Annotated in this window: 26 protein-coding genes; 19 read left to right on the top strand and 7 right to left on the bottom strand. The window is 54.1% G+C overall.

Going from position 1 to position 26,761, the window contains the following annotated elements; genetic code table 11:
- Positions 1–199 precede the first annotated feature (199 nt).
- Complete coding sequence (locus tag ACIP1G_RS18995; protein WP_400739832.1) at positions 200–658, bottom strand: flavodoxin; 459 nt, start codon at positions 656–658, stop codon at positions 200–202.
- 116 nt (positions 659–774) lie between these two features.
- Between ACIP1G_RS18995 and ACIP1G_RS18990 the strand changes: the two genes are divergently transcribed.
- Positions 775–1,203, top strand: a complete 429-nt coding sequence (locus ACIP1G_RS18990) for a PAS domain S-box protein (RefSeq protein ID WP_400739830.1) — start codon at positions 775–777, stop codon at positions 1,201–1,203.
- Positions 1,204–1,262: 59 nt separating this feature from the next.
- Positions 1,263–1,880: a hypothetical protein gene (locus ACIP1G_RS18985; RefSeq protein ID WP_400739828.1), complete on the top strand. Its 618-nt coding sequence runs from the start codon at positions 1,263–1,265 to the stop codon at positions 1,878–1,880.
- Here ACIP1G_RS18985 and ACIP1G_RS18980 read toward each other — a convergent pair.
- Positions 1,865–2,800 carry a MerR family transcriptional regulator gene (locus ACIP1G_RS18980; protein ID WP_400739826.1) on the bottom strand — a complete coding sequence of 312 codons (936 nt, stop codon included), beginning with the start codon at positions 2,798–2,800 and terminating at the stop codon, positions 1,865–1,867. The genes ACIP1G_RS18985 and ACIP1G_RS18980 overlap by 16 nt on opposite strands.
- 219 nt (positions 2,801–3,019) lie before the next feature.
- On the opposite strand from ACIP1G_RS18980, the gene ACIP1G_RS18975 reads away from it, so the two are divergent.
- The 7 genes from ACIP1G_RS18975 to ACIP1G_RS18945 all read left to right on the top strand — a co-directional run bounded on the left by ACIP1G_RS18975 (position 3,020) and on the right by ACIP1G_RS18945 (position 9,900).
- Complete coding sequence (locus ACIP1G_RS18975) at positions 3,020–3,580, top strand: antibiotic biosynthesis monooxygenase (RefSeq protein ID WP_400739824.1); 561 nt, start codon at positions 3,020–3,022, stop codon at positions 3,578–3,580.
- Between the two features lie 33 nt (positions 3,581–3,613).
- The gene (gene folM / locus ACIP1G_RS18970) at positions 3,614–4,351 is read left to right on the top strand and encodes a dihydromonapterin reductase (RefSeq protein WP_063913386.1); all 738 of its coding nucleotides are present in this window, start codon (positions 3,614–3,616) and stop codon (positions 4,349–4,351) included.
- 9 nt (positions 4,352–4,360) lie between these two features.
- Positions 4,361–4,657: a DUF1244 domain-containing protein gene (locus tag ACIP1G_RS18965; protein WP_400739822.1), complete on the top strand. Its 297-nt coding sequence runs from the start codon at positions 4,361–4,363 to the stop codon at positions 4,655–4,657.
- A gap of 132 nt (positions 4,658–4,789) precedes the next feature.
- A complete protein-coding gene (locus ACIP1G_RS18960) occupies positions 4,790–5,935 on the top strand; it encodes a tyrosine-type recombinase/integrase (RefSeq protein WP_400739820.1) in 1,146 nt (381 codons plus the stop codon).
- Positions 5,935–7,614 carry a hypothetical protein gene (locus tag ACIP1G_RS18955; RefSeq protein WP_400739818.1) on the top strand — a complete coding sequence of 560 codons (1,680 nt, stop codon included), beginning with the start codon at positions 5,935–5,937 and terminating at the stop codon, positions 7,612–7,614. Before ACIP1G_RS18960 ends, ACIP1G_RS18955 begins: the two co-directional genes overlap by 1 nt.
- 5 nt (positions 7,615–7,619) lie before the next feature.
- Positions 7,620–9,506: an integrase gene (locus tag ACIP1G_RS18950; RefSeq protein WP_400739815.1), complete on the top strand. Its 1,887-nt coding sequence runs from the start codon at positions 7,620–7,622 to the stop codon at positions 9,504–9,506.
- Between the two features lie 34 nt (positions 9,507–9,540).
- On the top strand, positions 9,541–9,900 hold the full coding sequence (locus tag ACIP1G_RS18945; protein WP_400739813.1) for a TetR family transcriptional regulator: 360 nt from the start codon (positions 9,541–9,543) through the stop codon (positions 9,898–9,900).
- 91 nt (positions 9,901–9,991) lie between these two features.
- Here the strand turns inward: ACIP1G_RS18945 and ACIP1G_RS18940 are convergent, their stop codons facing one another.
- The 4 genes from ACIP1G_RS18940 to ACIP1G_RS18925 form a co-directional block, all read right to left on the bottom strand.
- Positions 9,992–13,354: a hypothetical protein gene (locus tag ACIP1G_RS18940; protein ID WP_400739810.1), complete on the bottom strand. Its 3,363-nt coding sequence runs from the start codon at positions 13,352–13,354 to the stop codon at positions 9,992–9,994.
- A 20-nt stretch (positions 13,355–13,374) separates the two neighbouring features.
- The gene (locus ACIP1G_RS18935) at positions 13,375–13,716 is read right to left on the bottom strand and encodes a hypothetical protein (RefSeq protein ID WP_400739808.1); all 342 of its coding nucleotides are present in this window, start codon (positions 13,714–13,716) and stop codon (positions 13,375–13,377) included.
- 152 nt (positions 13,717–13,868) lie between these two features.
- Positions 13,869–14,153: a helix-turn-helix domain-containing protein gene (locus ACIP1G_RS18930; protein WP_093257666.1), complete on the bottom strand. Its 285-nt coding sequence runs from the start codon at positions 14,151–14,153 to the stop codon at positions 13,869–13,871.
- Positions 14,154–14,292: 139 nt separating this feature from the next.
- Positions 14,293–14,619 carry a type II toxin-antitoxin system RelE/ParE family toxin gene (locus ACIP1G_RS18925; RefSeq protein WP_400739804.1) on the bottom strand — a complete coding sequence of 109 codons (327 nt, stop codon included), beginning with the start codon at positions 14,617–14,619 and terminating at the stop codon, positions 14,293–14,295.
- A 1,109-nt stretch (positions 14,620–15,728) separates the two neighbouring features.
- On the opposite strand from ACIP1G_RS18925, the gene ACIP1G_RS18920 reads away from it, so the two are divergent.
- The 3 genes from ACIP1G_RS18920 to ACIP1G_RS18910 are packed head-to-tail and all read left to right on the top strand — an operon-like array spanning position 15,729 to position 18,367.
- Positions 15,729–16,844 carry an alcohol dehydrogenase catalytic domain-containing protein gene (locus ACIP1G_RS18920; RefSeq protein ID WP_400739802.1) on the top strand — a complete coding sequence of 372 codons (1,116 nt, stop codon included), beginning with the start codon at positions 15,729–15,731 and terminating at the stop codon, positions 16,842–16,844.
- Between the two features lie 44 nt (positions 16,845–16,888).
- Complete coding sequence (locus ACIP1G_RS18915; protein ID WP_400739799.1) at positions 16,889–17,428, top strand: cupin domain-containing protein; 540 nt, start codon at positions 16,889–16,891, stop codon at positions 17,426–17,428.
- A gap of 21 nt (positions 17,429–17,449) precedes the next feature.
- On the top strand, positions 17,450–18,367 hold the full coding sequence (locus ACIP1G_RS18910) for a transporter (RefSeq protein WP_400739796.1): 918 nt from the start codon (positions 17,450–17,452) through the stop codon (positions 18,365–18,367).
- Here the strand turns inward: ACIP1G_RS18910 and ACIP1G_RS18905 are convergent.
- Positions 18,362–19,027 (bottom strand): GntR family transcriptional regulator, encoded by a 666-nt coding sequence (locus tag ACIP1G_RS18905; RefSeq protein WP_400739793.1) that lies wholly within the window; start codon positions 19,025–19,027, stop codon positions 18,362–18,364. The genes ACIP1G_RS18910 and ACIP1G_RS18905 overlap by 6 nt on opposite strands.
- 327 nt (positions 19,028–19,354) lie before the next feature.
- On the opposite strand from ACIP1G_RS18905, the gene mhpB reads away from it, so the two are divergent.
- The 7 genes from mhpB to ACIP1G_RS18870 all read left to right on the top strand — a co-directional run bounded on the left by mhpB (position 19,355) and on the right by ACIP1G_RS18870 (position 26,753).
- The gene (gene mhpB, locus ACIP1G_RS18900) at positions 19,355–20,299 is read left to right on the top strand and encodes a 3-carboxyethylcatechol 2,3-dioxygenase (protein ID WP_400739791.1); all 945 of its coding nucleotides are present in this window, start codon (positions 19,355–19,357) and stop codon (positions 20,297–20,299) included.
- 23 nt (positions 20,300–20,322) lie between these two features.
- Positions 20,323–21,180 carry an alpha/beta fold hydrolase gene (locus ACIP1G_RS18895; RefSeq protein ID WP_400739789.1) on the top strand — a complete coding sequence of 286 codons (858 nt, stop codon included), beginning with the start codon at positions 20,323–20,325 and terminating at the stop codon, positions 21,178–21,180.
- A gap of 11 nt (positions 21,181–21,191) precedes the next feature.
- The gene (gene mhpD, locus ACIP1G_RS18890; RefSeq protein WP_019437720.1) at positions 21,192–21,986 is read left to right on the top strand and encodes a 2-keto-4-pentenoate hydratase; all 795 of its coding nucleotides are present in this window, start codon (positions 21,192–21,194) and stop codon (positions 21,984–21,986) included.
- Positions 21,987–21,999: 13 nt separating this feature from the next.
- Positions 22,000–22,938: an acetaldehyde dehydrogenase (acetylating) gene (locus ACIP1G_RS18885; protein ID WP_019437721.1), complete on the top strand. Its 939-nt coding sequence runs from the start codon at positions 22,000–22,002 to the stop codon at positions 22,936–22,938.
- A gap of 11 nt (positions 22,939–22,949) precedes the next feature.
- Complete coding sequence (gene mhpE / locus ACIP1G_RS18880) at positions 22,950–23,960, top strand: 4-hydroxy-2-oxovalerate aldolase (protein WP_400739787.1); 1,011 nt, start codon at positions 22,950–22,952, stop codon at positions 23,958–23,960.
- Between the two features lie 265 nt (positions 23,961–24,225).
- Complete coding sequence (gene mhpT, locus ACIP1G_RS18875) at positions 24,226–25,443, top strand: 3-(3-hydroxy-phenyl)propionate transporter MhpT (RefSeq protein ID WP_400739785.1); 1,218 nt, start codon at positions 24,226–24,228, stop codon at positions 25,441–25,443.
- Positions 25,444–25,484: 41 nt separating this feature from the next.
- Positions 25,485–26,753: an OprD family porin gene (locus tag ACIP1G_RS18870; RefSeq protein WP_400739783.1), complete on the top strand. Its 1,269-nt coding sequence runs from the start codon at positions 25,485–25,487 to the stop codon at positions 26,751–26,753.
- Positions 26,754–26,761: the final 8 nt, after the last annotated feature.

The raw sequence follows: 26,761 nt of genomic DNA, 5'->3' as shown, positions 1-26,761 counted from the left end.
TCGATCTCCAGCCATGCACCAAGGCTGCAACCCACCTGGCGCAGGAATAACTGGCCCGAAACAGATGTAGGAGCAGCCTTGTGCTGCGAAGCGCCGCGCGGGCGGCGCTCGATCTGTGCACCACCTCAAATCCCCAGTCATGCACCTGCAAGCCCTTCCCCCACCTCCCCGACAGGCAAATGCAGCCCCTGGCCCGGGGTCAGGACGCTTTCAATGCCGCAGCCAACTCAGCCAACCACGGCTCGGCATCCGCCTCCGGCGTTACCGTCTCACTGGCATCCAGGCGCAGCATCGGCTGCACTTCACGCACACCCAGCTCGGCAAACAGCTCACGCATTTGCTCACCGCCACCGCAGTAGGTATCGCCATAGCTGGAATCGCCCAACGCGATCACCGCGCCCGGCAGGCCACGCCAGGCCGCAGGCAGAACGTCACGAATGCTGCTATACAACGGCATGAGGTTGTCCGGCAGCTCGCCCATGCCGGTGGTCGAGGTCACGGCCAGCAAGGCCTCAGGGGCAAAGCCTTCAAGGTCCTGCAAGGTGGCACGCGCTGCATGCCAAGCCTCCAGGCCTGCGGCCTTGAGTAGCGATTCAGCGTGACGGGCGACTTCTTCGGCGGTGCCGTAGACCGATCCGGAAATAATGGCGACTTTCATCGGGTAGAGGATTCCGAAACTGAGTGAAAACGTAGGATACTAGCATCCAGCGCTGGCAAAAGGCCGCCTCTACCAAAGTCGCCAGCCTCAGCCCTTATTCGACAAGTGGCCCGAACATGATCAACGCGCAATTGCTGCAATCCATGGTCGATGCGTCCAATGACGGGATCGTGGTCGCCGAACAGGAAGGCGACGACACCATCCTCATCTACGTGAACGCCGCCTTCGAACGCCTGACCGGCTACAGCCGTGACGAAATCCTCTACCAGGATTGCCGCTTCCTGCAGGCCGGCGACCGTGATCAGCTTGGCCGCGCGCGCATCCGCAAGGCCCTGGCCGAAGGCCGGCCGTGCCGCGAAATACTGCGCAACTACCGCAAGGATGGCAGCGCCTTCTGGAACGAGCTGTCGATCACCCCGGTGAGGCACAACACCGAACAACGCACCTATTTCATCGGCATCCAGAAAGATGTCAGCCGCCAGGTCGAACTGGAACGGGAACTGGCCGAACTGCGCGCTCGTCCGAAACCCGACGAACGCATCTGAACCAAGTACGCCACGCACGGTCAATCCCGTTGAAGAAATCGCCGCCACCGAGTTCGATCATGCAAGCAGAAGCGCTCCTGACCCAGGACGAACGGGACTTCATACAGAACATGCAGCATTCGCCACAATTGAACCTGGCCGATTCCATGTCGAGCCTGCTGGTCAATGGCGACCGCCGCATCCAAAGCTTGCTCACCCGCTTGGTGGCCAATGAACAAGTGACCTTGCAGGCCCAGTTCAATAACCAGCAAATCAGCTTCCCGCTGCAACTGGTGGAAGACGAGTTCCACGCCCTGCACTTGCAAGTGGGCTCACCGGAAATCTACGAAGACGGCCCCATGCTGCGCCCTTGGCGCCTGACGCTGGAGCAGCCGAGTGCACTGCTCGATGCCCATGAGCAGGAAAGCGGCCTGTGGGTTCGCGAAATTTCGTTCAAGGGCGCGTTGCTGGAAGTCCGTGGTTTGCCGCAAGCACCTGCCCGCTTCGAGTTGTGCTTCGCCCCTGGCGGCATCAGCCCTATCGAACTGCATGGCGTACTGGGCCGGCGCATCGGCCCGGACCTGGCGGCCTACGACTTCAGCCAAAGCCCGACCGAAGAGATCGAGCGCCTGCGCGACTACATCCTCCAGGCCCATCGCCAGGCCCACCCCGAGTTGCACACTCAGGTATCCAGCTGACCGGCCAGAAACTGCCGCAACCGCTGACGCATCACACCACCCTGCGCACCCAGGCAGGCGATCGGGCTGCCCGCCAGGCTGTGTTGCGCCAGCTCCGCCCCTTCACCGGCCAATAACGACGGGCATTCCAGCACGGCCGCCAGGCGCACCAGGCGCCGGGTGAGTTCCGCCGTGGGCGGCTGGTGGGAAAACAACACCAACGCATCCGGCTTCAGCCGTTCGCAGACCAATGCCAGCTCCTGTAGTGGCTGCCCACTCGGCAGCGGCGTCACGCCAATGTCGTCGCTGCCCAAGGTCAGGCTGGTCACCAGTAATTCCAGCTCGTGGCTCTGCCCCGATAATGGCGCCAGCAATACCGTGCGGCTACGCGCCACATGGGCAAGCTGCAAGCGGGCAAACACTCGGCCACGAAGGAACTGGTCGAGGAACAGCCACTCGCTGGCCTGCCCGTAGCCGCCCTGCCCAACCGCCAGGTCGTGCCACACAGGCATGAACACCTCGGCGAACACCTGGTCCAGGATGCTGGCGGCAAACACCTCGTCGAACAGACGGTCCAGGCCCGCCAGGTCAAAGCGCTGCACCGCCTGGCGAATTTGCTGCTGCCAGCGCAACCAGGACCCCGTCAGGCCGCCAGCCTGCCTGGCCAAGGCATGGCCACGGGCGAGGATGCTGCCCACCTTGCTCACCGTCACACCGCGCTCCAGCCAGCCGAGGATGCGGCGGATATCATCGATGTCGGCCTGAGAGTACAGGCGATGGCCACTGTCGGTGCGGGTTGGCTGGATCAGGCCATAGCGTCGCTCCCAGGCGCGCAAGGTCACCGCATTGACGCCCGTCAGGCGGGAGACTTCACGGATCGGGAACAGGTCCTGCTGCACGAGGCCCGCATCGATCTCCGGATTACGTCCCTGTTCGTTCATCTGCACGAGATACCCTGTGTGCGGAAGTTGAATGCGTAGTCTACTACGACAGCAGCGTTCACAGGACTGCAACCGTTTGCCGGCTGACATTTGCCGAAGATCGTACATGCGCGATAATCCGCGCCCGATTCTTGCATGCACGCCTGCGTCGCCCACCACCCCGGGCCACGCAGCCAAAGGGGCCAGCTACCCGCCAGCCCCGTTGCCAGGAGATACACGATGTCTACCCCACCCGTCACCTTGATGGTGTCGCGCCGCGCCGCCCATGGCCGCTACCAGGACCTGCTGGCCTGGCTGCATGAAGGCGAGCAGCTGGCCACCGACTTCCCCGGCTACCTCGGCTCGGGCATCCTCGCCCCGCCCCGCGATGGCGACGAATTCCAGATCATCTTCCGCTTCAGCGACGAACCCACCCTGCATGCCTGGGAACACTCCGCCTCGCGCCGGGCCTGGCTTCAACGCGGCAACGGCCTGTTCGAGCGCCCCAAAGAAGCGCGCGTAAGTGGCATCGACGACTGGTTCGGCACCAATATGGTGCAAAAACCGCCACGATGGAAGCAGGCTGTGGCTATCTGGCTGGCTTTTTTCCCGGTCTCACTGGCGTTCAACGTGGTGTTCGGCCACTGGTTGGCAGCCCTCGACCTGGTGCCCCGGGTACTGCTCAGCACCTTGGCCCTGACGCCGGTGATGGTGTACCTGTTCATCCCTCTTTCCACCCGCCTGCTGGCCGGTTGGCTGCATGCCTCCCCAGCCACCGCCGGTGCCTTGCGCAGCCGCTGAGGCCAGGCCATACAACAGGGAAACAGTTCGGGTATGCTGGGCGGCAACCAAAGGACAGACAAGTTGACCGCCCCGAACATGAACAGCCCCATTCTCGTTACCGGAGCCAGCCAGCGCGTCGGGCTGGCCCTGGCCCTTGAACTGGCACAGGCCGGCCATACGGTGGTCAGTGCCAGCCGCAGTGTCCAGCCACAAGCGGCCCACCCGAACATCGTGCAGTTCCAGGCCGACCTGTGCCAGGCGGCCGACCGCCAGGCGCTGATCGACTACCTGCACAACCATTACGACGGCCTGCGTGCCATTATCCACAACGCCTCGCTGTGGCTCGACGATGGCCTCGACAACCTCGAGACCATGTTTCGCCTGCACGTCGAAGCGCCCTACCACCTCAACCTGGCCCTGGGCGACCTGCTGGCCAAGGTGGAAAAGGCCGACATCATCCACATCTGCGACGAGACTTCTTCACGCGGCAGCAAAAGCCACATTGGTTACGCCGCCACCAAAGCCGCGTTGCAGAACATGGTGCTGTCGTTCGCCGAAAAATATGCGCCCAAGGTGCATGTGAACGGTATCCTGCCCGGGCTGCTGATCCTCAAGGAAGGGGGCGATGAAGCCTACCGCCAGCAGACCCTGAAAAAGGCCCTGCTGGAATTCGAACCCGGCGCCGGCCCGCTGATCGAGACGGTCAAATACCTGCTCGCCAGCCAGTACAGCACCGGCAGCCAGGTGGTCATCAACGGTGGCCGCCACCTGAAGAATCGCATGACCTGAGAGACGCCCATGACCCCACAGCAACAGCTCGAACTCGAAGCCGCCGCGTTCCGGCGCCTGGTCGAACACCTGCAAAAGCGCACCGACGTGCAGAACATCGACCTGATGAACCTGTCCGGCTTCTGCCGCAACTGCCTGTCCAAGTGGTACAAGGCCGCGGCTGACGAGCGCCAGCTCGACCTGAGCATGGATGACGCCCGTGAAGCGGTGTACGGCATGCCCTACGCCGAGTGGAAAGCCCAATACCAGAAAGAAGCCAGCGCCGAACAACAAGCGGCGTTTGAAAAAGGAAAACCCCGTGTTTAGGCGCTTGCTAAGTGTTAGCTGTCAGCTAGTTTTAGATTTAAGGAGCTAAGCGGCTACAAACCAGATGTACTAGCCGCTCTCTCTGAGACCTTTCGATAAGAATTTTCGATCTTTCAGAGGGAGGGCTAGCTTTTGGAACTCGTCTGGGCGACTGGAGACTTTGTGATTGCTGGGCGTCCTTACCCTGGCTTTCCAATTCTGCTCTGGGACTCGATGGAGAGCTGCGCTCCAGCAAATGACTTTCTCCGCCACTACCTGCTAAGGGGCGGGATAGGATCAAAAAAATCTTGGCCCAGCACTGCTCGTGCACTTTACGATTTCTTCAGCTTCCTCCAATCAAATGATCTCGACTGGCGTGACGTGGACCGTGGCGAAGCTAAAAATTTGCTCGCTGTCTATAGAGACTACTGCCTTATCGATTACTCACTGGCCCGCTCGACCACCAGACAGCGGCTTCTCTACATTTGCAAATTCTATGAACACGCTCAGCTAGCTGGGTGGATACGCAAATTACCATTCCGCCATGAAGAGCGGATATTAAAGCAGGCGCCAAGATATTTTGCACACCTTGATGCCAAGGGAGGCAAAGTTTTCGCTAACGATATAATGCCACCCTTGCACCGAAAACTTCCAAAGTTTTTGACCCTAATCGAGGCAAAGAAATTATTATCAGCCAGTGAGAATCCTCATCACCGAATGATAATTAGGCTGGCTCTGCAGACTGGTCTACGTCGAGAGGAAATCGCAACATTTCCTCTGAGTTACATTTCCCACTCACACAAAGCCGAATCAGGCGCTCGAAACTTTCGTATCCGTCTAGACCCCTTTGATGGACTCGGCATGCTCACAAAGGGTAGTCAACCCCGTGATATCTACGTCAGCAACCGACTCGTAAATGATCTCTACCGATATCTAGTGCAGGTCCGAGGCGAGCGAAGTTCATTGAGCCATGAAAGGCATGAAAACCTGTTCCTCAACCAGTTCGGCGTACCATTTTCGGCCGATGGAAAAGGGATAGAGCGCATTGTACGCAGCACAGGTGAAAAGGTCGGCATACGCGTCCATCCACATATGCTTCGCCACACCTATGCAACCCATACCTTATCGATGCTTCAGCGTAGTGCTGGCGATATAGACCCATTGGTATTCGTGCAGAGACAGCTGGGACACGCATCTATTCAAAGCACAATGATATATCTGCACTTGGTCAACGAAGCAGCTGACAGTGCCGTCCTGGCCTACGACGATGAAATAAACAGTTTCGCGGAATCAATCTGATGGGAAAGCGAAAACTTTACATTAGAACTCAAATGCACTCTGAAAGAGCTACTCCAAGCGAAGCGAGATATAAATCGGAAGAATTTGAATTTAATTGTAGATTCATTCCCCCAGCCATCAGGCACGTAGACTGCGGGATAAACACCACTTCCTACCGAAAACTTGACTTCTCGCCTTGGTATGATGTAGGCATAGACTCTATTACTTACGCCTTCCAAAATCAAATAGAAAGATTTCTAACATCCCATGACAGCTTCATCGAAGTCGCCACCGTCGTAAATTATTGGCGCAATGGAGTAACTAAGTTCCTTGAATTTCTTTTGATACGAAAGAAATTCTCAATTAATGATTTAACGTTATCTCACATAGATCGAAAGTTGATGGACGAATTTTTAGCCCATCTTGCTAGAAAAACAGAGTCCAAGAGTTATCAAAGGGGTATTTACGTAGCTCTTAAGGGTGTGCTAACTGCGTTAGGACAGCGCGGAATTATAACGCTAATCCCTGCTGGAGATGAAGCTACATTCCCCCCCAATCCATTCCCGCATCACAATAAAAAAGTTAGTGGCGAAACAGCGTTACCAAAAGCTCAGCGTCAAGCCTTCACCAGCGCCGTCAAGCATGCGGCACTACCCATTTGGGATGCGGATGAGCCATTGACGTGCGACTTATTATGCTATGCGCTACTTATCATAGCCTTACATACTGGTCGTAATACTACAGCTCTATTTGAAATGGGCCGGGACTGTCTTCGCTCCCATCCTAAAGAAAATACAAAATTTTTAGTACTATGGAAACGGCGCGGACACAATACTAATAAAGTTGCTTTACGTGGCAACTCTGAAGACAAACAAGCAATGGAATCCACCCCGTCCGTCAGAGCAAACATTGAGCAGTTGATTCTGCAGGTCATTGCCAAGACTGAAGAGTTGATTCCCGAAGCCCCGGATCATTTAAAAACCAGGGTGTGGATTTATCGCGTGCGGGGAGGTAAGGATTCCGGAAAAATAAGCACGCCGACAGGCAGTGCGATGATGCGTGCTTGCCAGAAGCTCGTAGCAGACTATGATCTTACAGACGTTGACGGTCAGCCGCTGCGGATTAATATCTCACGCCTACGCAAGACTTTCGGAAATCGCATATATGAATTGACTGGTGGTGACCTAACAACAACAGCCATTGCGCTCGGTAATACGCCTCAGGTAGCAGGGAGAAACTATCTAGCTCCTAATGAAGACTCAAAACGTAATTGGCTATTCATGGGAAAACTCTTGGTACAAGAGTTGCTTTCTGGGAGCATAGGAACAACCTATAAAAAAACTCCCACGGGACGCTGCAGTGACCCTATAAACGGCCAGTATGCCCCTAAAACAGCTGGCGCAACGTGCACAAATTTTCTAAATTGCTTACGCTGCAAGCATTACGCTGTAACAGCTGAAGATTTGTATAAACTTTTTAGTTTTTATTTTCGGGTTTTCGCTGAACGTTCGCACATGGATAAACGACGCTGGACTAAGGAATACGCACACATACCTCGCCTAATTGACAACTACATTGTGGCGGAAGGTTTGAAGCGTGGTATTTTCAAAAAGAGCCAGGTTGAAAGTGCTCGTGAACGTGCAAAATCGAAGCCGCATCCTTTTTGGTCATATGATGCAGCACTAGCTATCTTAACGTGAGCGGAATGATGGACATTAATCAATGGGACGCTATTGAACTCCAGCCTTCTGATTTACGTGAAACAGAGGAAGATCAGCGTAAGACGATGATCATCACTGGCACAAAGATATTTGACAAGTGGGTAGTTCTCAGCAGATACGAGGACGATCGATGGCAAATGGAGGGGATACCAAGCAATGCACGTGCATCCGATCGTCACATTGATTTTTTGAAGGTCCCGCAGTTTTTTAGACCGATAATGAAGCAAATAATGTATCGTTATCTGAGACGCGGCCGTGAGAAACAAAAACGCCCGAGAGGAATGGCCGCAATAAGGCTATTTCACAATATTAAATTATTTCTACGCTACGTTGAGAGCCTTGGAATAAATGATCATAGAGCAATCAGCAGCTTTGTTTGTATTAACTACATTCAAAAATGTAAAGATGAGCGCGTGAAGGCGCGTAAAAACAAACCACTTTCACCTGCAACGTTGGCCAAACGTTATGCAGCCGTGCAAGCGCTCTATGAATTGAGCCAATATACCAGTGCTCCTATTCCTCAGCCCCCTTGGCCAAAAACCTCAACTGGTGCAATGGCGGCAATGGCGGGAATAAAGGCTCAACCTCATGCATGTACCACTCCACTGATGCCAGACTCGGTATTCTGCGCTCTATTTGAGAGGGCCTATACGCAGGTGCTAGATGGTTCCCACCTGCTGGACATCCGAGATGCAGTCGAGAATTATATAACCGAAAATCAAATTGTGAACAGTTGGTCTGTAACTAAAGCCAAAAATAAAACTCTTGCGTCTTGGGGCTGGAAAAAGGGCATTGCTGAGTTCAATAAGTCGCTGATAGATTTACGAACTTCATGCTACGTCGTAATTGCCTCTACTTCCGGCTGCCGCAATCACGAAATAGCTGACATGAGGCTTGGGGCTCATCATTGCACAGAAGGGGAGGACGGATTGATTTATCACTGGTTACGTTCGAATTCCTCAAAGACCGAAACAGGTACCCATGACTGGATGATCCCCGAGGTTGCCGCCCATGCTATTCACCTTATGGAACGGTGGGCCATACCGTACCAGGCATTAATTTCTGCAGAAATTAATCATCGATCTCATATAGATCCACTCGACCCAGCAATCGCCCCAGCGATCAATCACCAAAATGCTTTGTTTCTAGGATTGTATAAGCGAAACAAAAATGAGGCCAGAGTGCTTTCTAACTCAAGCTGGGATGATCAGCTAGAAAAGTTTGGCAGAGCTGCTGGACTCGATTGGACCCTCAACAGCCACCAATTTCGTCGGAAATTTGCCAACTACGTGGCACATAGCCAATTCGGCGATCTGCGTTACCTCCGTGAGCATTTTGCACACTGGAGCATGGATATGACTCTTGGCTATGCTATGGACGGCGAATGGGGCCAGCAGTTTGACCTCGAGCTTTACGATGACATCCAATCCGAACTCACGGATATTAAAGTACGCACAGTAAGTGACTGGATATCTGACGACTCTTTGGCCGGAGGTTATGGGCAATCAATCAAACGTTGGCAGCGCGATCCAGCCAACCTTGCTTTGTTCAAAGATCATCGAACGATGGTACTCACCATTGCAGAGAGCACTTCAATTCGTAGCAATGGCCATGCATGGTGCACCGCAGACAATGATGCCTGCATAGGAAATACATCAGAAAGGACCCGTTGCGGCGATTGCAACAACGCTGTTATAAGTCGAGCGCATTTAAAGTTATACAGTCACATGTTCCGCACCCTAAAAGAATTGCTAAAATGTGACGACATTGGAGAAGGCGGCCGATCACGCGTCATGCGTGACTTGGAACGCTGTCGCAGTGTTCTCTTGCAGCTCGGATTTGACGCAGAGGGTAATGAAAATGGGAACTAAAAGTAAGACAGCTGACGCTCGCGAGAAGGATCTAATGCTCGCGCTGAAAAAAATAGAGCACGGTCGATCCAAAAAGGGAGAAACAAAGTTAACTATCGCTGCTGTAGCTCGTGAGGCAGGTGTTTCTGCAGCTCTAATTCACAATCATTACCCGGCAGTCGCTGAAGCGGTCCGAGAAATTCAAGGTCGTTCTAGTCGCGCACAACGCGATTTGAAAGCTCAAAAATTACATACTGAGCGACAAAAAGTACGTGCACTGCGCGAGGAAATAGCAAAACTTCGCTATAAAATCTCCATGCTTGCCTCATTAAATGAAGTGCTGATGAGCGAAAACCAAACCTTGAAAGCTAAGCAGCATGATGACAAGGTCATCTCTATGCGCTCTAAAAACTGAAAAGCTCGTATTCTGATCAGAAATAATATCTGGCACGCCAATTAGCTTAGGAGCTAGTAACACGCGCCAGTTAATAACACCTCGTTACTTCCTACTCGCCATCTGCTGAGCCACAATCTCCAACCGCAGCTAACTCCTGTTGCAAAATAAGTCTGTAGTTTTGACTTACAATACTCCAATCCATGAAACGACCTTGAGTGAAGCTCATGAAACGATCTAACAAGTCTCTAATGAATGGCTGATAATCTCCCCCAAACGCAGACATTCGTTGTGCCGCACGGCCCATATGACGAACCGCGGCCGCCAAACGAAACTCCCCATTACACTCATCAGACAGTTCAAGATAGAGACCTAAACCATGGTTAAAGACATGGGATGTATATGCAATGCAAGGACTGAAACGCGAGCGGATTGCCGTGGACTCTCGCCCAAACATAGTCAGAAGATGCAGATACACAAAATCCAATAGATAATCCAGGCGACCTTCCGGACCAAAGATTTCGCGCCCATGAACTTCGATTATCTTGAATAAGATGAGTCCTGCAAGCGAGTCATGTGTGCTGGACAGCCTGTATAAGTCTTGGAAGGTGACAGGCAGAGGTAATGCCCCTAAGGCATAGAGGACCAGGGAATGACGTCTTTGTGCGAATTCAAAAGGTGAGCCGTTCATGGCCCGATGTAGCACGGCCTGGGTGTTCACCAACGGATGTCCGTTCACTCTATGTAGAGCTATGAACGCCCCGTCCATGCAAAACCACGGAATATTATTCGCAACCGAGAGCTGCATTGCGTCAAAAACGGTAGCGTCTACACCGTCTTTAATAGTCAACATTTCCAATTCAGCATCATGAACAAGCGGCTGAATAACTTTGGCATTTTCTAGTATAAGTTTCACTGCCTTAATAACATGCGCATCTCGTTCCTTCAGATCTGAAGCCGTTGTTCGGGATAGCCTCCCCGCCTCATTTACGCCTAACATCATGAATTTGTCGTCAGTGATCTCGTTCAGAAATTGCTCTAGGGCCTCTTTTGTAGCGGCGGGCAGAACAAAAGTTATGCCGCTGTCGAGCAAGCATTGCGCAAGATTAGTAATCGCTAGGTACCCAATGCCATATGCGTCCAAGACGACCGCCAAAGGCTCAACCTCTCCTACGTCACTCAATGCGGATTTGGGAACCTTTGGGTCGCTCCAGCAATTCAGAGCTGCTTTGAAAGCATCGGATGGATACAGGGCATGGCCTCGAAGATAGAGTGGAATCGCATCCATCGACTGTAAACGCTCACGCCGCTCCGCACCTTCAGCCATTTTTTCTTCTAATAAAGGAATGAACTCGGCAGGGTCAGAAGGCATCTGCATCATCACGAAGCAATCACGCCCATCGTTATGCTGATGGCGCAACTTCAGTGCAATTCGCAGACAAGCAATATACGGCGGCAAACGTTCCTCTAGCTTAAACGTCGCCATATTCAGATTCTCACTCTCGCCTGGAGACAGGCTGAGCAAGAGCTGCCCTACTTGGCTAGAGCCTAACAGTGTACATTCGCTGCTATTGTGATCGTCTTCCACAATTAGCCTTACCAGTCTCTCACGCTCATGGCAGTACTGGACCGCATCAACGCACTGCTCCATTGATGGGGAAACATCTATGGGCTCGCTCCGTCCAGTCGCCAAGCCAAAATGGAAATTTACAAAGTCCACTGCGTGTTTGCGCGGAGCTCTAATCATCCACTCGACCCAACGCCCCTCAGCACGTTTGAAACTCCCGGCCCGGCTTAGGAAAAAGAGTATGCCTTTCACTTCACGGGAAGGGCGTTCAAAAAGCGAATCCGGAATTCGCAAATGGAAAGCCCGCTGCTCCTCAAGGGTACCGTACCGATCAAGAAGATAGCAGCCCCGGTACCAAGGCCACGGAGACTCCGGCGCGAGTTTGATCATCGCGTCACTGAGCTCGATCGCTTGAGCCGTATGGCCGGTCTGTTCAGCTTGAACCGACTGCAAGCTCAACAAGGGTACAGACCGATCAGCGCCACGTATCCTCGCCAACAATTCGTTGAAGGTTTTGTTCTGTCCAGCCTGTTGCAAACATTGCATGTGGACCAAGACATAATGAGACGGCCATAGCTCATGGCTAGGAATCAGGGGCGTGGTTAGCTTTAGAGCTTTGTGCGGTAAATCGGCAGCAGTGAGCCTCTCAGCCAGATCAAATACGCTTAATGGGTTGAGCGAAGGCAACACTTCCGCCCACCGGGTAACAAATTGGTCCATCTGCTCACTGATATCTTGGCGGTGTGTAAGCGAATCACTATGGCCATTGTGTTCATATATGCAGGCAGCCAGTCTGATATATGCTTCTTCCATCTCCGAAGCATCGGAAAGGATCCGCTCCTTCGCAAGCCACTCTGCGAGTTCTGATGAATTTGCAAGATTGAAGAAGGGCCCTACCTGCTCCAGCGGATGTGGGCTACTTTCAAGAAACCGCCGGCACCACGCCGATCGCTTTTTGGGATCCTCGCATGCTTCCTTCATGTCAAGATCAGCTTGCTCTAAAATCGAACTTTCCCCAGCAAGCGCTTTGAAACGGGCGATCTCATCAGATCGATTAGGATCCATATGCTGAAGATTTTTTTTCAGCGCTTCGAACAGCTTTTCACATTCTTGGCCGTGATAAACCTTCAAAATTGAGCAACCGAGCTCATGCGCCCTCCCATCCGTACCGGACTCATCAAGAAGAGCAATGACCGAATCCCTAAGGCCATCAACTCTGTCTTTAACTTCAGGTCGGTGTAACCAAAGGTGATAGTCAGCAATGTCCGGATTTAGGCAGAGGCCGGTTGCCATCGCTAGCAGCACCTTGGAGTTGTACGAACCGTACAACGTATTCAATCGGTCGGCTGCACGCAGCGATAAACTGCCATTCTCCAGCCGTAGTGCACCCCCCACGATACCGGTCAATACAGGTTCGGGGGGGAAGCCCACCAATGCCGCCTGCAATTGCTCTTCATCCGCGTGATAACGCATGAAAGCTTCTTTAGCGTAGATACCAGGCGCAGCTTCCTCAAGGTAAAGTGCTCGGGCATCATCCTCTTGCTTTGTACCGTGAGAAAGCTGCAACAGAGCGGCTTGGCAGACATCCCTGAGAATCGGATTAGTCGCGGTACCAATAATCTTCGCGACAATTACCCAGGCTTTATCACGATCCTGCGCCTCGGTGAGCCCCACCTGTATCGACATGACCTCAGCCAAAGCTGCAGATTCTTGATCGCGCTGCGCAATGGTCTTGAGCATCGCCATCTGAGCCTTAGCCCCCGCGAGATTTTTCTGGCGGAGGCTTTCGAACACCATTTCCATCAACAGTGTTAGATCTTTCGGAGCCAGCGACCGGATCTCATTGATGATCTTGTCACGAGCGACGTTGTCCCCATCACCGCTATGGGATTGCTGAACAGTGTTCACGCTCAGATTCTTCCTTCTATTCAGTTAACGATCTTATTTACGCCAACGTTATCACCGCTACCGCTATGTGTTTGATTAACGTTGGTCACCGTAGCAGGGCCGACAACAGATACCTTGGCGTTGATTCCATGAATCAGCGCACCCAAGTTTTGGGACTGGTCAATTCTCTTTTCAATTGCTTTTTCACTCAGGTCCTCATTGAGATCCAGCTTCGAAAGCTCAGCGGCTACAGCCTCTGCAACCACGTCGTCTTTTAGCCACTTCTCCAGTCGTTCCTTCAGAACGCCTGCGCTGAGTTTCGCGCCGGCTTTCAAGACGTCGTAAACAGTACTTGCAATGACACCGGTAGTGATGAAATCCATAACGGTATTCCTTAACTAATTTGTGAGTGTAAAGGGTCAACGCTATGGAACGTGCTCAAACCTTAGGTTGAAGCGCCTGCTCCAAACCCGCCCCAATAATAACCAGGCGGGCCAGCCCTTAGGCCAGCCCGTATTTGTGTTTTCAGCTTAAATCACGCGGCTTTTTTTTTGATTACGAAATCAACTTCCAGATCCGCGCTGGCCAGTAGGTTCACCAGTGCATCCAGGGAAAATTTGTCGATTTTCCCATTCAGCAGTTCACTCAAACGCGGCTGAGTTACGTGCAGTTGTCGAGCCGCGTCCTTCTGCGGCAGATCCCAAGACTTAATGGTCTTGGTCAGTGCTCGCATGAGCTTGGAGCGCAGCCGAAGGTTCTCGGCTTCTTCTGGCGAATCAACCAACGCATCCCACACGGAGGTAGAGCGTTCGTTTGCCATTATTAAATCCCTCTCAGTACATCTATTGCATTTAGAAAAGTTAATCGAGCACGGACTGGGCCTAGAGCTTTACCCCTCGCCAGTAAGGAAAGGGGTCGGCACTCCCCCCCTGGTTACCGCCAGGGGGTATCGCAGTCCATCAGTCCAACGACTTGTACCGGGCTTTCGCCAAGTCAATGTCGCACTTTTCCGTCTTTTCTGTGGTCTTGCGGAACGCATGCAGGACGTAGATCGCGTCCGGCCGGTTCACCACATAAAACACGCGAAAAGCCCCGTCTCTACACTTGATGCGGATTTCCCGCGTCCCAGGCCCTACGACTTCCATTGGTTTCCAGTCTACGGGGTCGTCGCCTTCCTGTATCAACTCCAGCTGATACCCGGCCCGCTGCCTAGCCACCATCGGAAAGTCCCGGAGGTCTTCCTTACTACTGCCCAGCCACTCGATTGGTTTTAGATCGTCCAGCATTTGTTAGATTCCTTGTGAATTGGGTTGGCCTTTTCGGATGCGCTTTCATCGGTCTTCTCCAGGTCGTTATGGAATGTGCTGATGTACCCGCAGCCTCACTTTGGCTCGCGCAGGGTTTACGACGATCAGCAAGAAAAGGCTATATCGATTCCGAGATAACGTCAAGCGAGTGACGGAAAAATATTCCGGTTTCGATATGTGACAGAAAACCCACGCCGCGAGATGCTGGCAGCTGAAAGCTATGCGGGGGGGTGAGCGAGAGAGGATGGTTAACCCCTAGTGACCCCAAGAGCCCGCCAGAAGTACCTGTTCAGTGAATAGTCGTGGCTAGTCGCTTCTGCCTTGGAGCTGGCTACCATTTGATTCAAACCCTGGTCGTTATAACCTAGCGTGGATCTTTCGGGATCATCTTGAAGAGACATTACGCGGTTCATTACGAGCGCACGCGCTTCTCGTAGGCACTGGCCGAGCCTCTGATCCCTCCCAGTGCGATGCTGCCCGAAGAGCATCCAATGCCTTTTATAGCACCTTTGTAAACCTGTTTTTTTCACTGTAAACCACAGTGGTTTACAGTGAAAAAAACTAGTTTACAAGGCCGTAACGGCGGGGCTTTCCGGCGATTCGATCTCCACCAGCGCCCTCAAATTCACATCATTTTCTGCTCTCGCTCAAAAGCTCATCGGCGCTGAGGTAGAGCTGGTCTTGGCTGTTTTCTCCCCTATCTTTACCTACCTCCAGCTCAGCGCTTGGATGGGAAGCACACCCTGGCTGCTGGCTATGCGATCAGCAGGTCTCCGCGTCGTGGAGCCATTAGAGCCGGGGTTATCCCGTCTGTCGAAATGCCTCTTGCATGCTAGCATTCTAGTGATGCATGATGAATCTATAACTACAAACAAGCGGTGCCCATCATGGTCAGCATTGCGTGCAAAGACTCATCGCCCTTCTCGTCACCCCGGCATGTGACGAAATCCTCCAATGGCTGCCATCGAGGCAACCTTCTCCGACTCGTTTTCCCAGACAGATAAATCCTTTCGCTATCGCAAGCTAGAGGGGTTCCCTTCTGTTTAGTGCCCACGGCCTCTGGCCCAATGAAAATAAGGAAAATAGAAATGAGCATGATGAAAGCTGCCCGCCTTCACAAGGTTGGTCCGACCTTCGAACTAGACTCGATCGAGGTACCTAGACCCCGTGCACATGACGTGGTGGTAGAGGTGAAGGCTTGCAACTTGGTACCTAACCTTCGCAATGTCATCGAGAGCTACTCCACCTGGTTCCCCTACCTCCCGCTTCCGAAGCTGCCGGCGGTTTACGGTTTGGATGCTGCCGGCATCGTTAAAGAAGTGGGTGAAGGCGTGCACGGCATCAAAGTCGGAGACCGCGTGTACGTGAACCCCGGCCGTAGCTGCGGCTCCTGTCATGCCTGTCTGCGCGGTCAGCACATCAACTGCACCGCATTCACCTTCCAGGGCTACTTCGGGTTTGGCCCAGGCTCCCAAGAAATCTTCGAAGACTACCCCTACGGCGGATTGTGCCAATACATGACCGCGCCGGCGTCAGGCTTGGTCAAGCTCCCGGAAGCGATCTCCTTCGAGCAAGGATGTCGGTTTGGCTATCTCGGCACCGCGTATTCGGCCCTTCGAAAAGCAGACGTGTGTTCTGGTCAGTCTGTGCTGATCAGTGGCGCCACCGGAACGCTAGGACTCGGGGCCGTCCTGCTTGCCCTGGCCATGGGGGCTACAAAAATCTTCGCGATGGCCCGAAACCGCCAATTGCTGGAGCGCGTACGTGCTCTCGCCCCAGATCGCATTTTCACGATTTCCGTCGGCGATGAGCCACTGGGTGATTGGGTTCGGCAGCACACCGATGAGCTCGGTGCTGACGTCTTCATCGACGCGGTTGGCCCGGGTGCTCCTCATGAGCTTACCGTTGAGGCGATTGGTGCGCTTCGCCGCGGCGGTCGCATGGTGGATATCGGCGGGATGTCTGAGGACCTGCCGGTACCGATGTTCAAACTCATGTGCTTCCAGATCAGCGTGATCGGCTCCCTCTGGTTCACCGTGGCAGAAGGTCAGGACATGGCCGAAATGGCTGCCGCTGGCACATTAGATCTGTCGGTATTCGACCAGGAGGTGTTCGCCATCGAACAGGTCAACGAGGCGATGGATGCAATAGCAGACCGCAAAGGCGGTTTCACCAACGTTGTTATCAATCCCAGCCTGACCTGAAGTGCAGCGCCGCTCAATCGGCGGCGCTCAATCGGAGACCGAACATGAAAGTGAGACGAGTGGTTGCGGGTACGCAGAACGGTAAAGCTGTATTCCTTGCCGACGGTGTGGCGCCTCAGACGTATGAGTACAAAAAGATTCCAGGATTCGCTACCTCTTTGATCTGGCAAACGGTGGCATCTCCGACCCTTCCTGAAGCATTTCACGACCCGGTTCAAGCCACCTCTTCTCTGCTGCCACAGCCTGGAGAAACTAAGTGCCTGGCGGTGAGCTTCCCGCCTGACTCAATCTTCCAGTCCTCGGATTTCAATCCCGAGGAAGCTCATGCTGAGCAGCAACGCCACCTGCTTGGGCTTTATGAATGCTTCGACCCAGCGCGACCAGGTATGCACGCCTCCCCGACGATCGACTACGGCATTGTGGTCAAAGGTCCACTCATTCTCGAACTGGGTGACGGCCAGATCAGGGAGCTCGCGAGCGGAGACATCGTGGTGCAGCAAGGCAACATTCATGCTTGGCGAAACCCTGGGACCGAACCTGCACTGGTTACATTCGTTCTGATTGGTGCCCACTCTCAGCGGTAAAAATTACATAGGATAATAACAATGAAAAATTATGTAACTCGCGTTGGCGTTGCCAGCGCGCTCGGCTGCTCTTTGCTCGTTTCTTCGCTATGTTACGGCACTGAAAATGGGGATACCGTTTGGCCGCTGGGCGTACAGACCGTTCTTCCAGCAATATTGCCTCCCCCAGGTGAAACCTCTTTGTACAGTTATACCGCCTACTACAAGGCGGATAGCTTCAAAGACAACAGTGGCAAATCTTCTGTCCCTGGATTCAGCCTCGAAAACTTTGTTCAGGCCATTCGTGTGGTACATACATGGGATGTGAAGTTTGATAGCGGCGTTACACTCAGCAGCGGAATCATCGGTTCAGCAAACAAGATCAAGGTTGAGGCGTTCGGAAATAGCGATATAGACTCAGGCTTCAGGCAGCTGTACCTAACCCCTCTCTATGTCGGCTACTCGCCTTCAGAAAATTTGCATTTGCTAACCGGATTCAGCGCCTTCGTCCCATTGGGTAACTATGACGGCAATAAGTTAGCGAATAGTCCGACGGGCAATGCGAGCTATACCCAGGAATTCGACTTAACCTGGTTCCCCCACCCTAACTGGGAGGTCTCGATTGCTCCCACCTTCACGATCAATGCGAAGAACGACGACACCGATTATCGCTCGGGCAACGTGTTCAACGTTGACTACCTGCTCGGCTACAGGCTGCAGTCGAATCCCAAGGTCCAGTTGGGCTTAGTGGGTTATTACACCAAACAGGTCACCGACGATCGCTACGACCATGGTGACCTCGATGATGGAAATCGGCTGAGTAAATTCGCCGTTGGCCCCCAAATTTTCTATGCGTTCGATCAGAAATCAGGAGTCGTCCTCAAGTGGATGCGTGAGACCGCGGTCAAAAACGGCCCAAAAGGCGACTCGGTATGGCTTGAGTTCGCCTTCCCACTATGAGGCGAGCTTCGCATCCTCAGGCATTTTAGATACGACATCCTTGGCCACACTGTGAATATGGCTCGCAGCCGCATTGGCTGCGGCCTTTTTGTTTCGGGTTTTCAACGCTGCAAGAATCTCATCGTGCTCATCAGTAGCAGCATCCAAATGCACTTGGAAGCCACAGGTCTGCACGATGAAAAAGTCGGACAGCTCAAAATTGGCGACTTGGCGCGCCGAGAGTATTGGCGATTTTGCCATTGCGTGCAGCAGGCGATGGAATTCGACGTTCAATGTTCGATAGCTGTCCGCGGCATCGCTGTGAGCTGGGTTGATGCTTCTAATTTTGTCGTTGATCTCAGACATACGGAGCACATCATCAGGGGACCCACGTTCAGCAGCAAGCCCTGCGATGAGCGCTTCGTTGTTCGCGAACATCTGGTAGAAGTCATCAACTTCCAAACGTGTAGGGTGCACAACCTCACATCCAACCTGGGCTGTGATCACAACAAAGCCCCTCTCCTGCAGGCTATTCAGCGCGGTCATGATCGGCTGACGACTGACACCAGTCTCTTCGCCAATTTCCTTGACCAGGATTTTTTCACCGAACGCATACCTACGATTCAGTAGGCGCTCCAAAATGTGCTGGTAGATAGCGGTCTTCTTGTTTGCCACTTGCATCGGTGTGGTTTTCCTAGGACTGAATGCGCGGTTCAACATTTCGCTAACTGGCTTGCATACTAGCATTTCGGATAGTAAACCAGATTTTTGCATCCATCGCTTAGTCATCCGTCGCGCCCCATTCTCAAGCCAAGGATCCGGCCGGCGATGAGCGGGCATCGTCAAGCTTGCATGCTAGCATTCTAGCGTGCATGATGATTAGGCAGACAAAAACAAATCTACCTGCATGGCGTTGCCCCTCTGCCCCTGTTGGGAGTTGAGGAGACGCTCATGCCGTCCCAGTGCGAGGCGGCCTGCACTGGGGCACGACGTGAAGGTTTCGTATCGATGAACGCTTACCTGCATTGCCTATCGCACACGCCCCTCATTGGGCATTTCGATCCGCCCAAGAACGTGCTCGATGAAGTAGATGAGGTGGTCCGCGCTGCTCGTGCACGCATCGCCGCTTTCGACCCTGAACTCGTAGTGCTTTTCGCTCCAGACCATTACAACGGCTTCTTCTACGATGTTATGCCCCCTTTCTGCCTGGGCACGGCGGCTGAAGCCATAGGCGATTTTGGCTCGCTTGCCGGTACCCTCTCTGTGCCCAAATCTATCGCTGAAGCTTGCGCTGATTCTCTGCTCAGCAATGGCATCGACATGCCTGTTTCGTATCGCATGCAGGTCGACCATGGCTTCGCTCAACCGCTCGAATTTCTTCTTGGCGGTTTGGACAAGTATCCGGTCTTGCCGATCTTCGTGAACTGCGTGGCCCCGCCCCTGCCTACTTTCGAACGAGTCAGATTGATGGGTGATGCGGTTGGTCGATTCACCCGCACTCTGAACAAGCGGGTGCTGTTCCTTGGGTCGGGTGGCCTCTCACACCAACCGCCAGTTCCAGAGTTAGCCAAAGTTGATGCTCGGATGGCTGATCGGCTCATGGGAAGTGGCCGCAATCTGCCAGAGGACGAACGTACTGCTCGCACTCAACGAGTGGTCATTGCAGCTGAGCGGTTTGTCGAAGACCAGACCACCCTGCATCCGCTGAACCCTGAGTGGGATCAGTACTTCCTCGACGTTGTTGAGCAGGACCTGCTAAGCGACCTAGATCAACTTCCCAACGCACATCTTTCCGAATTGGCCGGTAAATCCACGCATGAGGTCAAGGCTTGGGTCGCTGCGTTCTCAGCACTCGCTGCCCACGGCGCATATACCGCGACAGATCGCTATTACCGAGAGATCCCGGAGTGGATCGCAGGCTTCGGCTCTATCAGTGCGCACTCTCAGCGCTAACACACCTTCACGGAGAATCAATCGTGACTGCAATTACTGAAAAAGGCACCAGCAAATTCGTTCGCATCCAAGACGGCGAGCTGGATCTGAATATTCATTACAACGACTGCGGTGAAGGCAAAGAAACGGTTGTCATGCTGCATGGTTCCGGCCCTGGTGCTAGCGGCTGGGCTAACTTCAATCGCAACATCGAGCCACTGGTAGAAGCCGGTTTCCGGGTCATTCTCATGGACTGCCCTGGCTGGAGCAAAAGTGATTCCATCATCAGCACCGGCTCTCGCTCCGATCTTAATGCCCGGGTTCTGAAAGGGTTGGTCGATAAGCTGGACCTGGACAAAGTACACCTGCTCGGCAACTCCATGGGTGGCCACACTGCCGTGGCGTTCACGCTGACCTGGCCTGAGCGCGTAGGCAAGCTCGTGCTTATGGGCGGTGGCACCGGTGGGGTCAGCCCATTCGTGTCGATGCCAACTGAAGGTATCAAGCTGCTGAACGGACTGTACCGCGAACCAACGATCGAGAACCTCAAGAAGATGATGAACATCTTCGTCTACGACACCAGCGATCTCACGGAGGAGCTGTTCCAAGCACGCCTCGACAACATGCTGGCTCGTAAAGATCATCTCGAAAACTTCACCGCAAGCCTCGCTGCGAACCTCAAGCAATTCCCCGACTTCGGTCATCGTCTCGGCGAGATTCAGGCCGAAACCCTCGTAGTTTGGGGGCGCAACGACCGCTTTGTCCCTATGGATACCGGCCTGCGTCTGGTTGCTGGCATTCCCAATTCTCAACTGCATGTCTTCAACAAATGCGGCCACTGGGCCCAATGGGAACACGCGGACAAGTTCAACCGCATGGTTCTCGACTTCCTCACCCACTGATCGAGGTCAGCATGAACATCACACAAGAGACCCTTGAGCGCTTGGCGGCTGATCTGCGCAGAGCTGAAGGAAAGGGCGAGCCTGTTGGACCACTGCGTGACGTCATCGGCGCCACGAATGTGGAAAGTGCCTATGCGATTCAACGCCTGAACCAAGCCTACGCCATCGCCAATGGGCAACGCCTGGTGGGCCGCAAAATCGGCTTGACCAACCCTAAGGTCCAAGCGCAGCTGGGCGTAGACCAACCTGACTTCGGTTGCCTGTTTGCCGACATGGCGTACGGCGACAACGAAGTGGTTCCGTTCGAGCGTGTTCTTCAGCCCAAGATCGAGGCGGAAATTGCACTGGTTCTGGAGCGCGACCTGCCTAGCGCTTCTACAACCTTTGCAGACGTCATCGCCGCAACTGGCTGGGTTCTCCCGGCGCTCGAAATTGTCGGCAGTCGCATCGAAGGCTGGAACATCAAGTTCGCCGACACCGTAGCTGACAACGCATCAAGCGGGTGCTTTGTACTCGGTGGCCCTGCGCAGCGCATTGATGGCCTGGACCTTCGCGGTGCAACGATGCGCCTCTCCAAAAATGGTGAGGTCGTGAGTTCCGGAAGTGGTGCTGAGTGCCTGGGCAACCCGCTGAATGCGGCCGTTTGGCTCGCCCGCACAATGGCTGAGTTTGGTGAGCCTCTCAGAGCAGGCGACATCATCCTCACTGGCGCCCTGGGGCCAATGGTTGGCGTAAGTCCAGGTGATCATTTTGAAGCCGAAATTGAAGGCCTTGGCCGCGTCGGCGTGTCGTTCAGTGTCGAGTGATGGAGATCTAGAAATGACAACAAAACGCAAAGTCGCCATCGTCGGCTCCGGAAACATCGGCACCGACTTGATGATCAAGATCCTGCGCAATTCAAAGCACCTGGAAATGGCTGTGATGGTTGGTATCGACCCTGCTTCTGACGGCCTTGCCCGCGCAGGTCGAATGGGCGTCGCTACTACCCACGAAGGTGTCGCGGGCCTGGTCAAAATGCCAGAATTTGCTGAAATCGATTTCGTCTTCGATGCAACCAGTGCCGGCGCACATGTCAAAAACGACGCCATGCTGCGTGAGTGCAAGCCGGGCATTCGAGTGATCGACCTTACTCCGGCAGCTATCGGCCCTTACTGTGTGCCGGTCGTGAACCTTGAAGAACATGTCAACGCGCAGAACCTGAACATGGTTACGTGCGGCGGGCAGGCAACTATTCCGATGGTTGCTGCGGTATCGCGTGTTGCCAAAGTGCATTACGCAGAGATTGTCGCATCGATTGCCTCCAAATCGGCAGGCCCGGGCACCCGGGCCAACATCGACGAATTCACCGAAACCACCTCGAAAGCCATCGAGGTGATCGGTGGTGCAGCCAAAGGTAAAGCCATCATCATCATGAACCCGGCTGAGCCTCCTCTGATGATGCGCGACACCGTCTACGTGTTGTCTGAAGCTGCGGATCAGGATCAGGTTGAGGCCTCCATTGAAGAAATGGTTGCCGCAGTGCATGCGTATGTCCCTGGCTACCGCCTCAAGCAGAAAGTGCAGTTTGAAGTCATCCCTGAGTCTGCCCCACTGAACATTCCTGGCCAAGGCAAATTCAGTGGCCTGAAGACCTCAGTTTTCCTTGAGGTCGAAGGTGCTGCCCATTACTTGCCAGCGTACGCAGGCAATCTCGACATCATGACTTCTGCCGCGCTGGCTACCGCCGAGCGCATGGCACAGTCCATGAGCCAGGCCTGAGGAGCGCAGATATGAACGGTAAGAAGCTCTACATCTCGGACGTGACCCTGCGTGATGGTATGCACGCCATTCGTCACCAGTACTCACTGGATCAGGTCCAGGCCATCGCTCGTGCACTGGATGCCGCCAAGGTCGACTCGATCGAGGTCGCGCATGGTGACGGCCTTCAAGGCTCCAGCTTCAACTACGGCTTTGGCGCGCACACCGATATCGAGTGGATCGAAGCTGCCGCCGACGCAGTGAAGCACGCCAAGATTGCAACGTTGCTGCTCCCAGGCATCGGTACTCTGCACGACCTCAAAGCAGCCTATACCGCAGGCGCTCGCGTTGTTCGTGTCGCCACCCATTGCACCGAGGCAGACGTCTCCAAGCAGCACATCGAATACGCCCGTGAGCTCGGCATGGACACGGTTGGCTTCCTGATGATGAGCCACATGCAGACCCCCGAAGGGCTCGCGAAGCAGGCAAAACTGATGGAAAGCTACGGTGCCACCTGCATTTACGTCGTCGACTCCGGCGGCGCGATGAATATGGATGACATTCGTGCCCGCTTCCGTGCAGTCAAGGCAGTCCTCGATCCGGCCACTCATACCGGTATTCACGCGCACCATAACCTGAGCCTCGGCGTTGCCAACTCGATCGTCGCCGTCGAGGAAGGCTGTGACCGCATCGACGCGAGCCTGTCGGGCATGGGCGCCGGTGCTGGCAATGCTCCCTTGGAAGTCTTCATTGCAGCCGCAGACAAGCTGGGCTGGAACCACGGCACTGATCTGTACGCTCTCATGGACGCAGCAGATGATTTGGTTCGCCCACTCCAGGATCGTCCTGTACGCGTTGACCGCGAGACTCTCGCTCTCGGCTACACCGGCGTTTATTCGAGCTTCCTTCGCCATGCAGAAGTTGCAGCTGCTCGCTATGGCATCAAGGCAGTAGACATTCTGGTCGAGCTGGGCAAACGCCGTATGGTCGGTGGCCAGGAAGACATGATCGTCGACGTCGCACTCGATTTGCTGAAGCGCTGAGTTCGCAGACAGCTCCACGCAAGCTGTCTGCAGCAATCCCCTCCCGCAAGGGAGGGGGTCTATGACACAACAATAAGAGAGATCACCAACATGAATGCCTCGCAGACTCCCTACTCGCAGCACCTCCGAACACGCAGTGATCAGCCCACCTATTCACTTTTCGTGAGTGATTACTGAGCTGATGTAACTCCACATCACTGGCGCTACTAAAACCAAAATCACGTGTTTTCTGAAGACCTTTTGAAGGGCTTCGGAGGGGGTCGCTATGACTGACAAAACCGATAAGACCAAACTTTTCATCACCATCGCGCTTTGCTTCCTCGTTGCACTGATGGAAGGCCTGGATCTCCAAGCTCCGGGGATTGCGGCGCACGGCATGTCTGCCGAATACAGCTTGGATAAGCTGGAAATGGGCTGGGTCTTCAGTGTTGGCGTCCTGGGTATGCTTCCAGGAGCATTCGTTGGCGGGCGTCTGGCTGATCGCTATGGCCGGAAAAAAGTGCTCATCGCCTCTGTTGCACTGTTCGGCATCTTCTCTCTCGTCACAACGGTAGCCTGGAGCTACGGCGCGTTGTTATTCGCCCGGTTCCTGACAGGTGTGGGCCTGGGTGCATCGCTGCCTAACCTAATTGCACTCGCTTCTGAAGCTGCTGGTGAGCGCATGCGAGGCACAGCAGTCAGCTTGATGTATTGCGGTGTACCGCTGGGAGCCGCGTTGGCAGCCGCCATTGGTCTACTGGATTTCGGAGCTGGCTGGAAGCTCGTCTTCTATGTCGGCGGCATTGTTCCTCTGGTCATTGTCCCCCTGCTGCTTCTTTTTCTGCCTGACGTATACAAGCAAACAATTTCAGCTACCTCCACTATCGAAGTTCCCTCCACCAAAGCCATTTTGGTTGAGGGCGGTGCGCTGAAGAAAACCCTGCTCCTGTGGGTCAGCTTCTTCTTCACACTGATGGTCACCTACATCCTGATCAACTGGCTCCCGAGCATTCTGATCGGACAGGGCTTCAAGCCGAGCGAGGCAAGCGTCGTCGTATTAGCCATGCAGCTTGGCGCGGCCATGGGCACGTTGATGCTCGGCGTTGCGATGGATCGCCTACCTATCTGGGCGATGTCGGCGCTGGTATATGGGGGCATCCTGATTTCTCTGGCCTGCCTTACAGTGGCGGCCTCACTCCCTACCATGATCGGTGCAGGATTCTTGGCAGGCATTTTCACAACGGGTGGCCAGTGTGTCCTTTACGCCCTAGCTCCGCAGTTCTATCCCGCTAATGGGCGGGCTACCGGGACCGGTGCAGCACTCGCAGTCGGCCGTATCGGTGCCATGACCGGTCCACTCGTCGTAGGAAAAATGATGGTCCTTGGGGCCGGTGCGGGCGGTGTGATGTTGGCCTCGGCACCGGGCATCGTTCTGGCGGCTATCTCGCTGCTTTATCTCTCATCGCTGAAAAAACGCCCTGAGCTCAGCGCCTCGGTGGTTTGACCGGGATTGCGTCATCACAAAAACAAGAAAGAAGACACGACATGAGCAAATCAAAAAAAATTGCATTCGCAGGGCTGCTGGCTGCACAAGCAGCTTCTCTACAGGCGGCCGGCTTCGTGGAAGATTCGAAAGCCAAGGTAACACTGCGCAACTACTACTTCGATCGCAACTACATCAACCAGACACCGCAAGCTGCAGCGCGAGAGTGGGCCCAGGGTTTCATCGTCAACTTCAATTCGGGCTTTACAGAGGGGGTTGTCGGCTTTGGATTGGATGCCCAAGCCATGATGGGGTTGCGCCTTGACTCCTCACCAGATCGTGCCGGCACCGGCCTCTTGCCGTTCTCTGCCTCCACTAGGGAGCCAGCTAAGGACTACTCCGAGCTAGGGCTGACAGCGAAGGTCAAGGTTTCCAAAACTGAGCTTCAGTATGGGACCGTAAGCACGTTTTTACCGATCGCATTCGCAAGTCCAACACGGCTACTGCCCCAAACCTTCCGCGGCACTTACCTACGCTCGCAAGACATCACAGATCTTTCTCTGCACGCGGGTTGGCTGGACCGAATCAACCTGCGGGACTCGACTGACTACCAGAAGATGCGAGTTTCAGCTCCAAACGGACGCTTCAACGGGGCTGCGGAGTCTGATGCGTTTTATTTTCTTGGCGGCGATTACGCCTGGTCGAAGAACCTCACGCTCAAGTATTACTACGCAGAGCTCGAAGACATCTACGACAAGAACTACCTCGGTTTCGTGGACAACCGTGAGCTGGGCCCAGGGCGGCTCACTTCCGACTTCCGCTTCTATGATTCCAAAGACAGTGGATCCGCAAAAGCAGGGAAGGTTGATAACCGCAACACTGCCTTGATGTTGACCTACCAGCTCGGCGTCCATCGTTTCGGCGCTGGCTACATGCAGCTGACCGGCGATACCGCAATGCCATATCTGTTTGGTACTGAACCGCTGGTGATCACGGAAGGCACACTGAGCTCGGAGTTCCTGAATCCCAAGGAGCGAAGCTGGCAGGTCAAATACGATTATGATTTTGTTGGCGTTGGTGTTCCTGGCCTGAAGGGGATGTTGCGTTACGTCAGCGGGGACAACATTGATCTTCCGAATCTCGGCGGCAACAAGCTCAAAGAGTCGGAAAAAGACGTTGAGCTTTCCCATGTCATCCAAAGCGGCACGTTCAAGGACGTGGCATTCCGGGTCAGACACGCTTGGTACCGAAATGATTTCGGCCCTGGAGCAACGCACCGGGATGACAATGAGCTTCGTGTGAACATTGATTACACCTTTGCCCTTTGGTGAAGCCGACG

This window comes from Pseudomonas sp. NPDC089392 (genome assembly GCF_044749595.1).
In the GTDB taxonomy this organism is placed as follows: domain Bacteria; phylum Pseudomonadota; class Gammaproteobacteria; order Pseudomonadales; family Pseudomonadaceae; genus Aquipseudomonas.
Note: the sequence above shows the minus strand (reverse complement) of the source record. Positions and strands in the feature narration are given on the sequence as shown.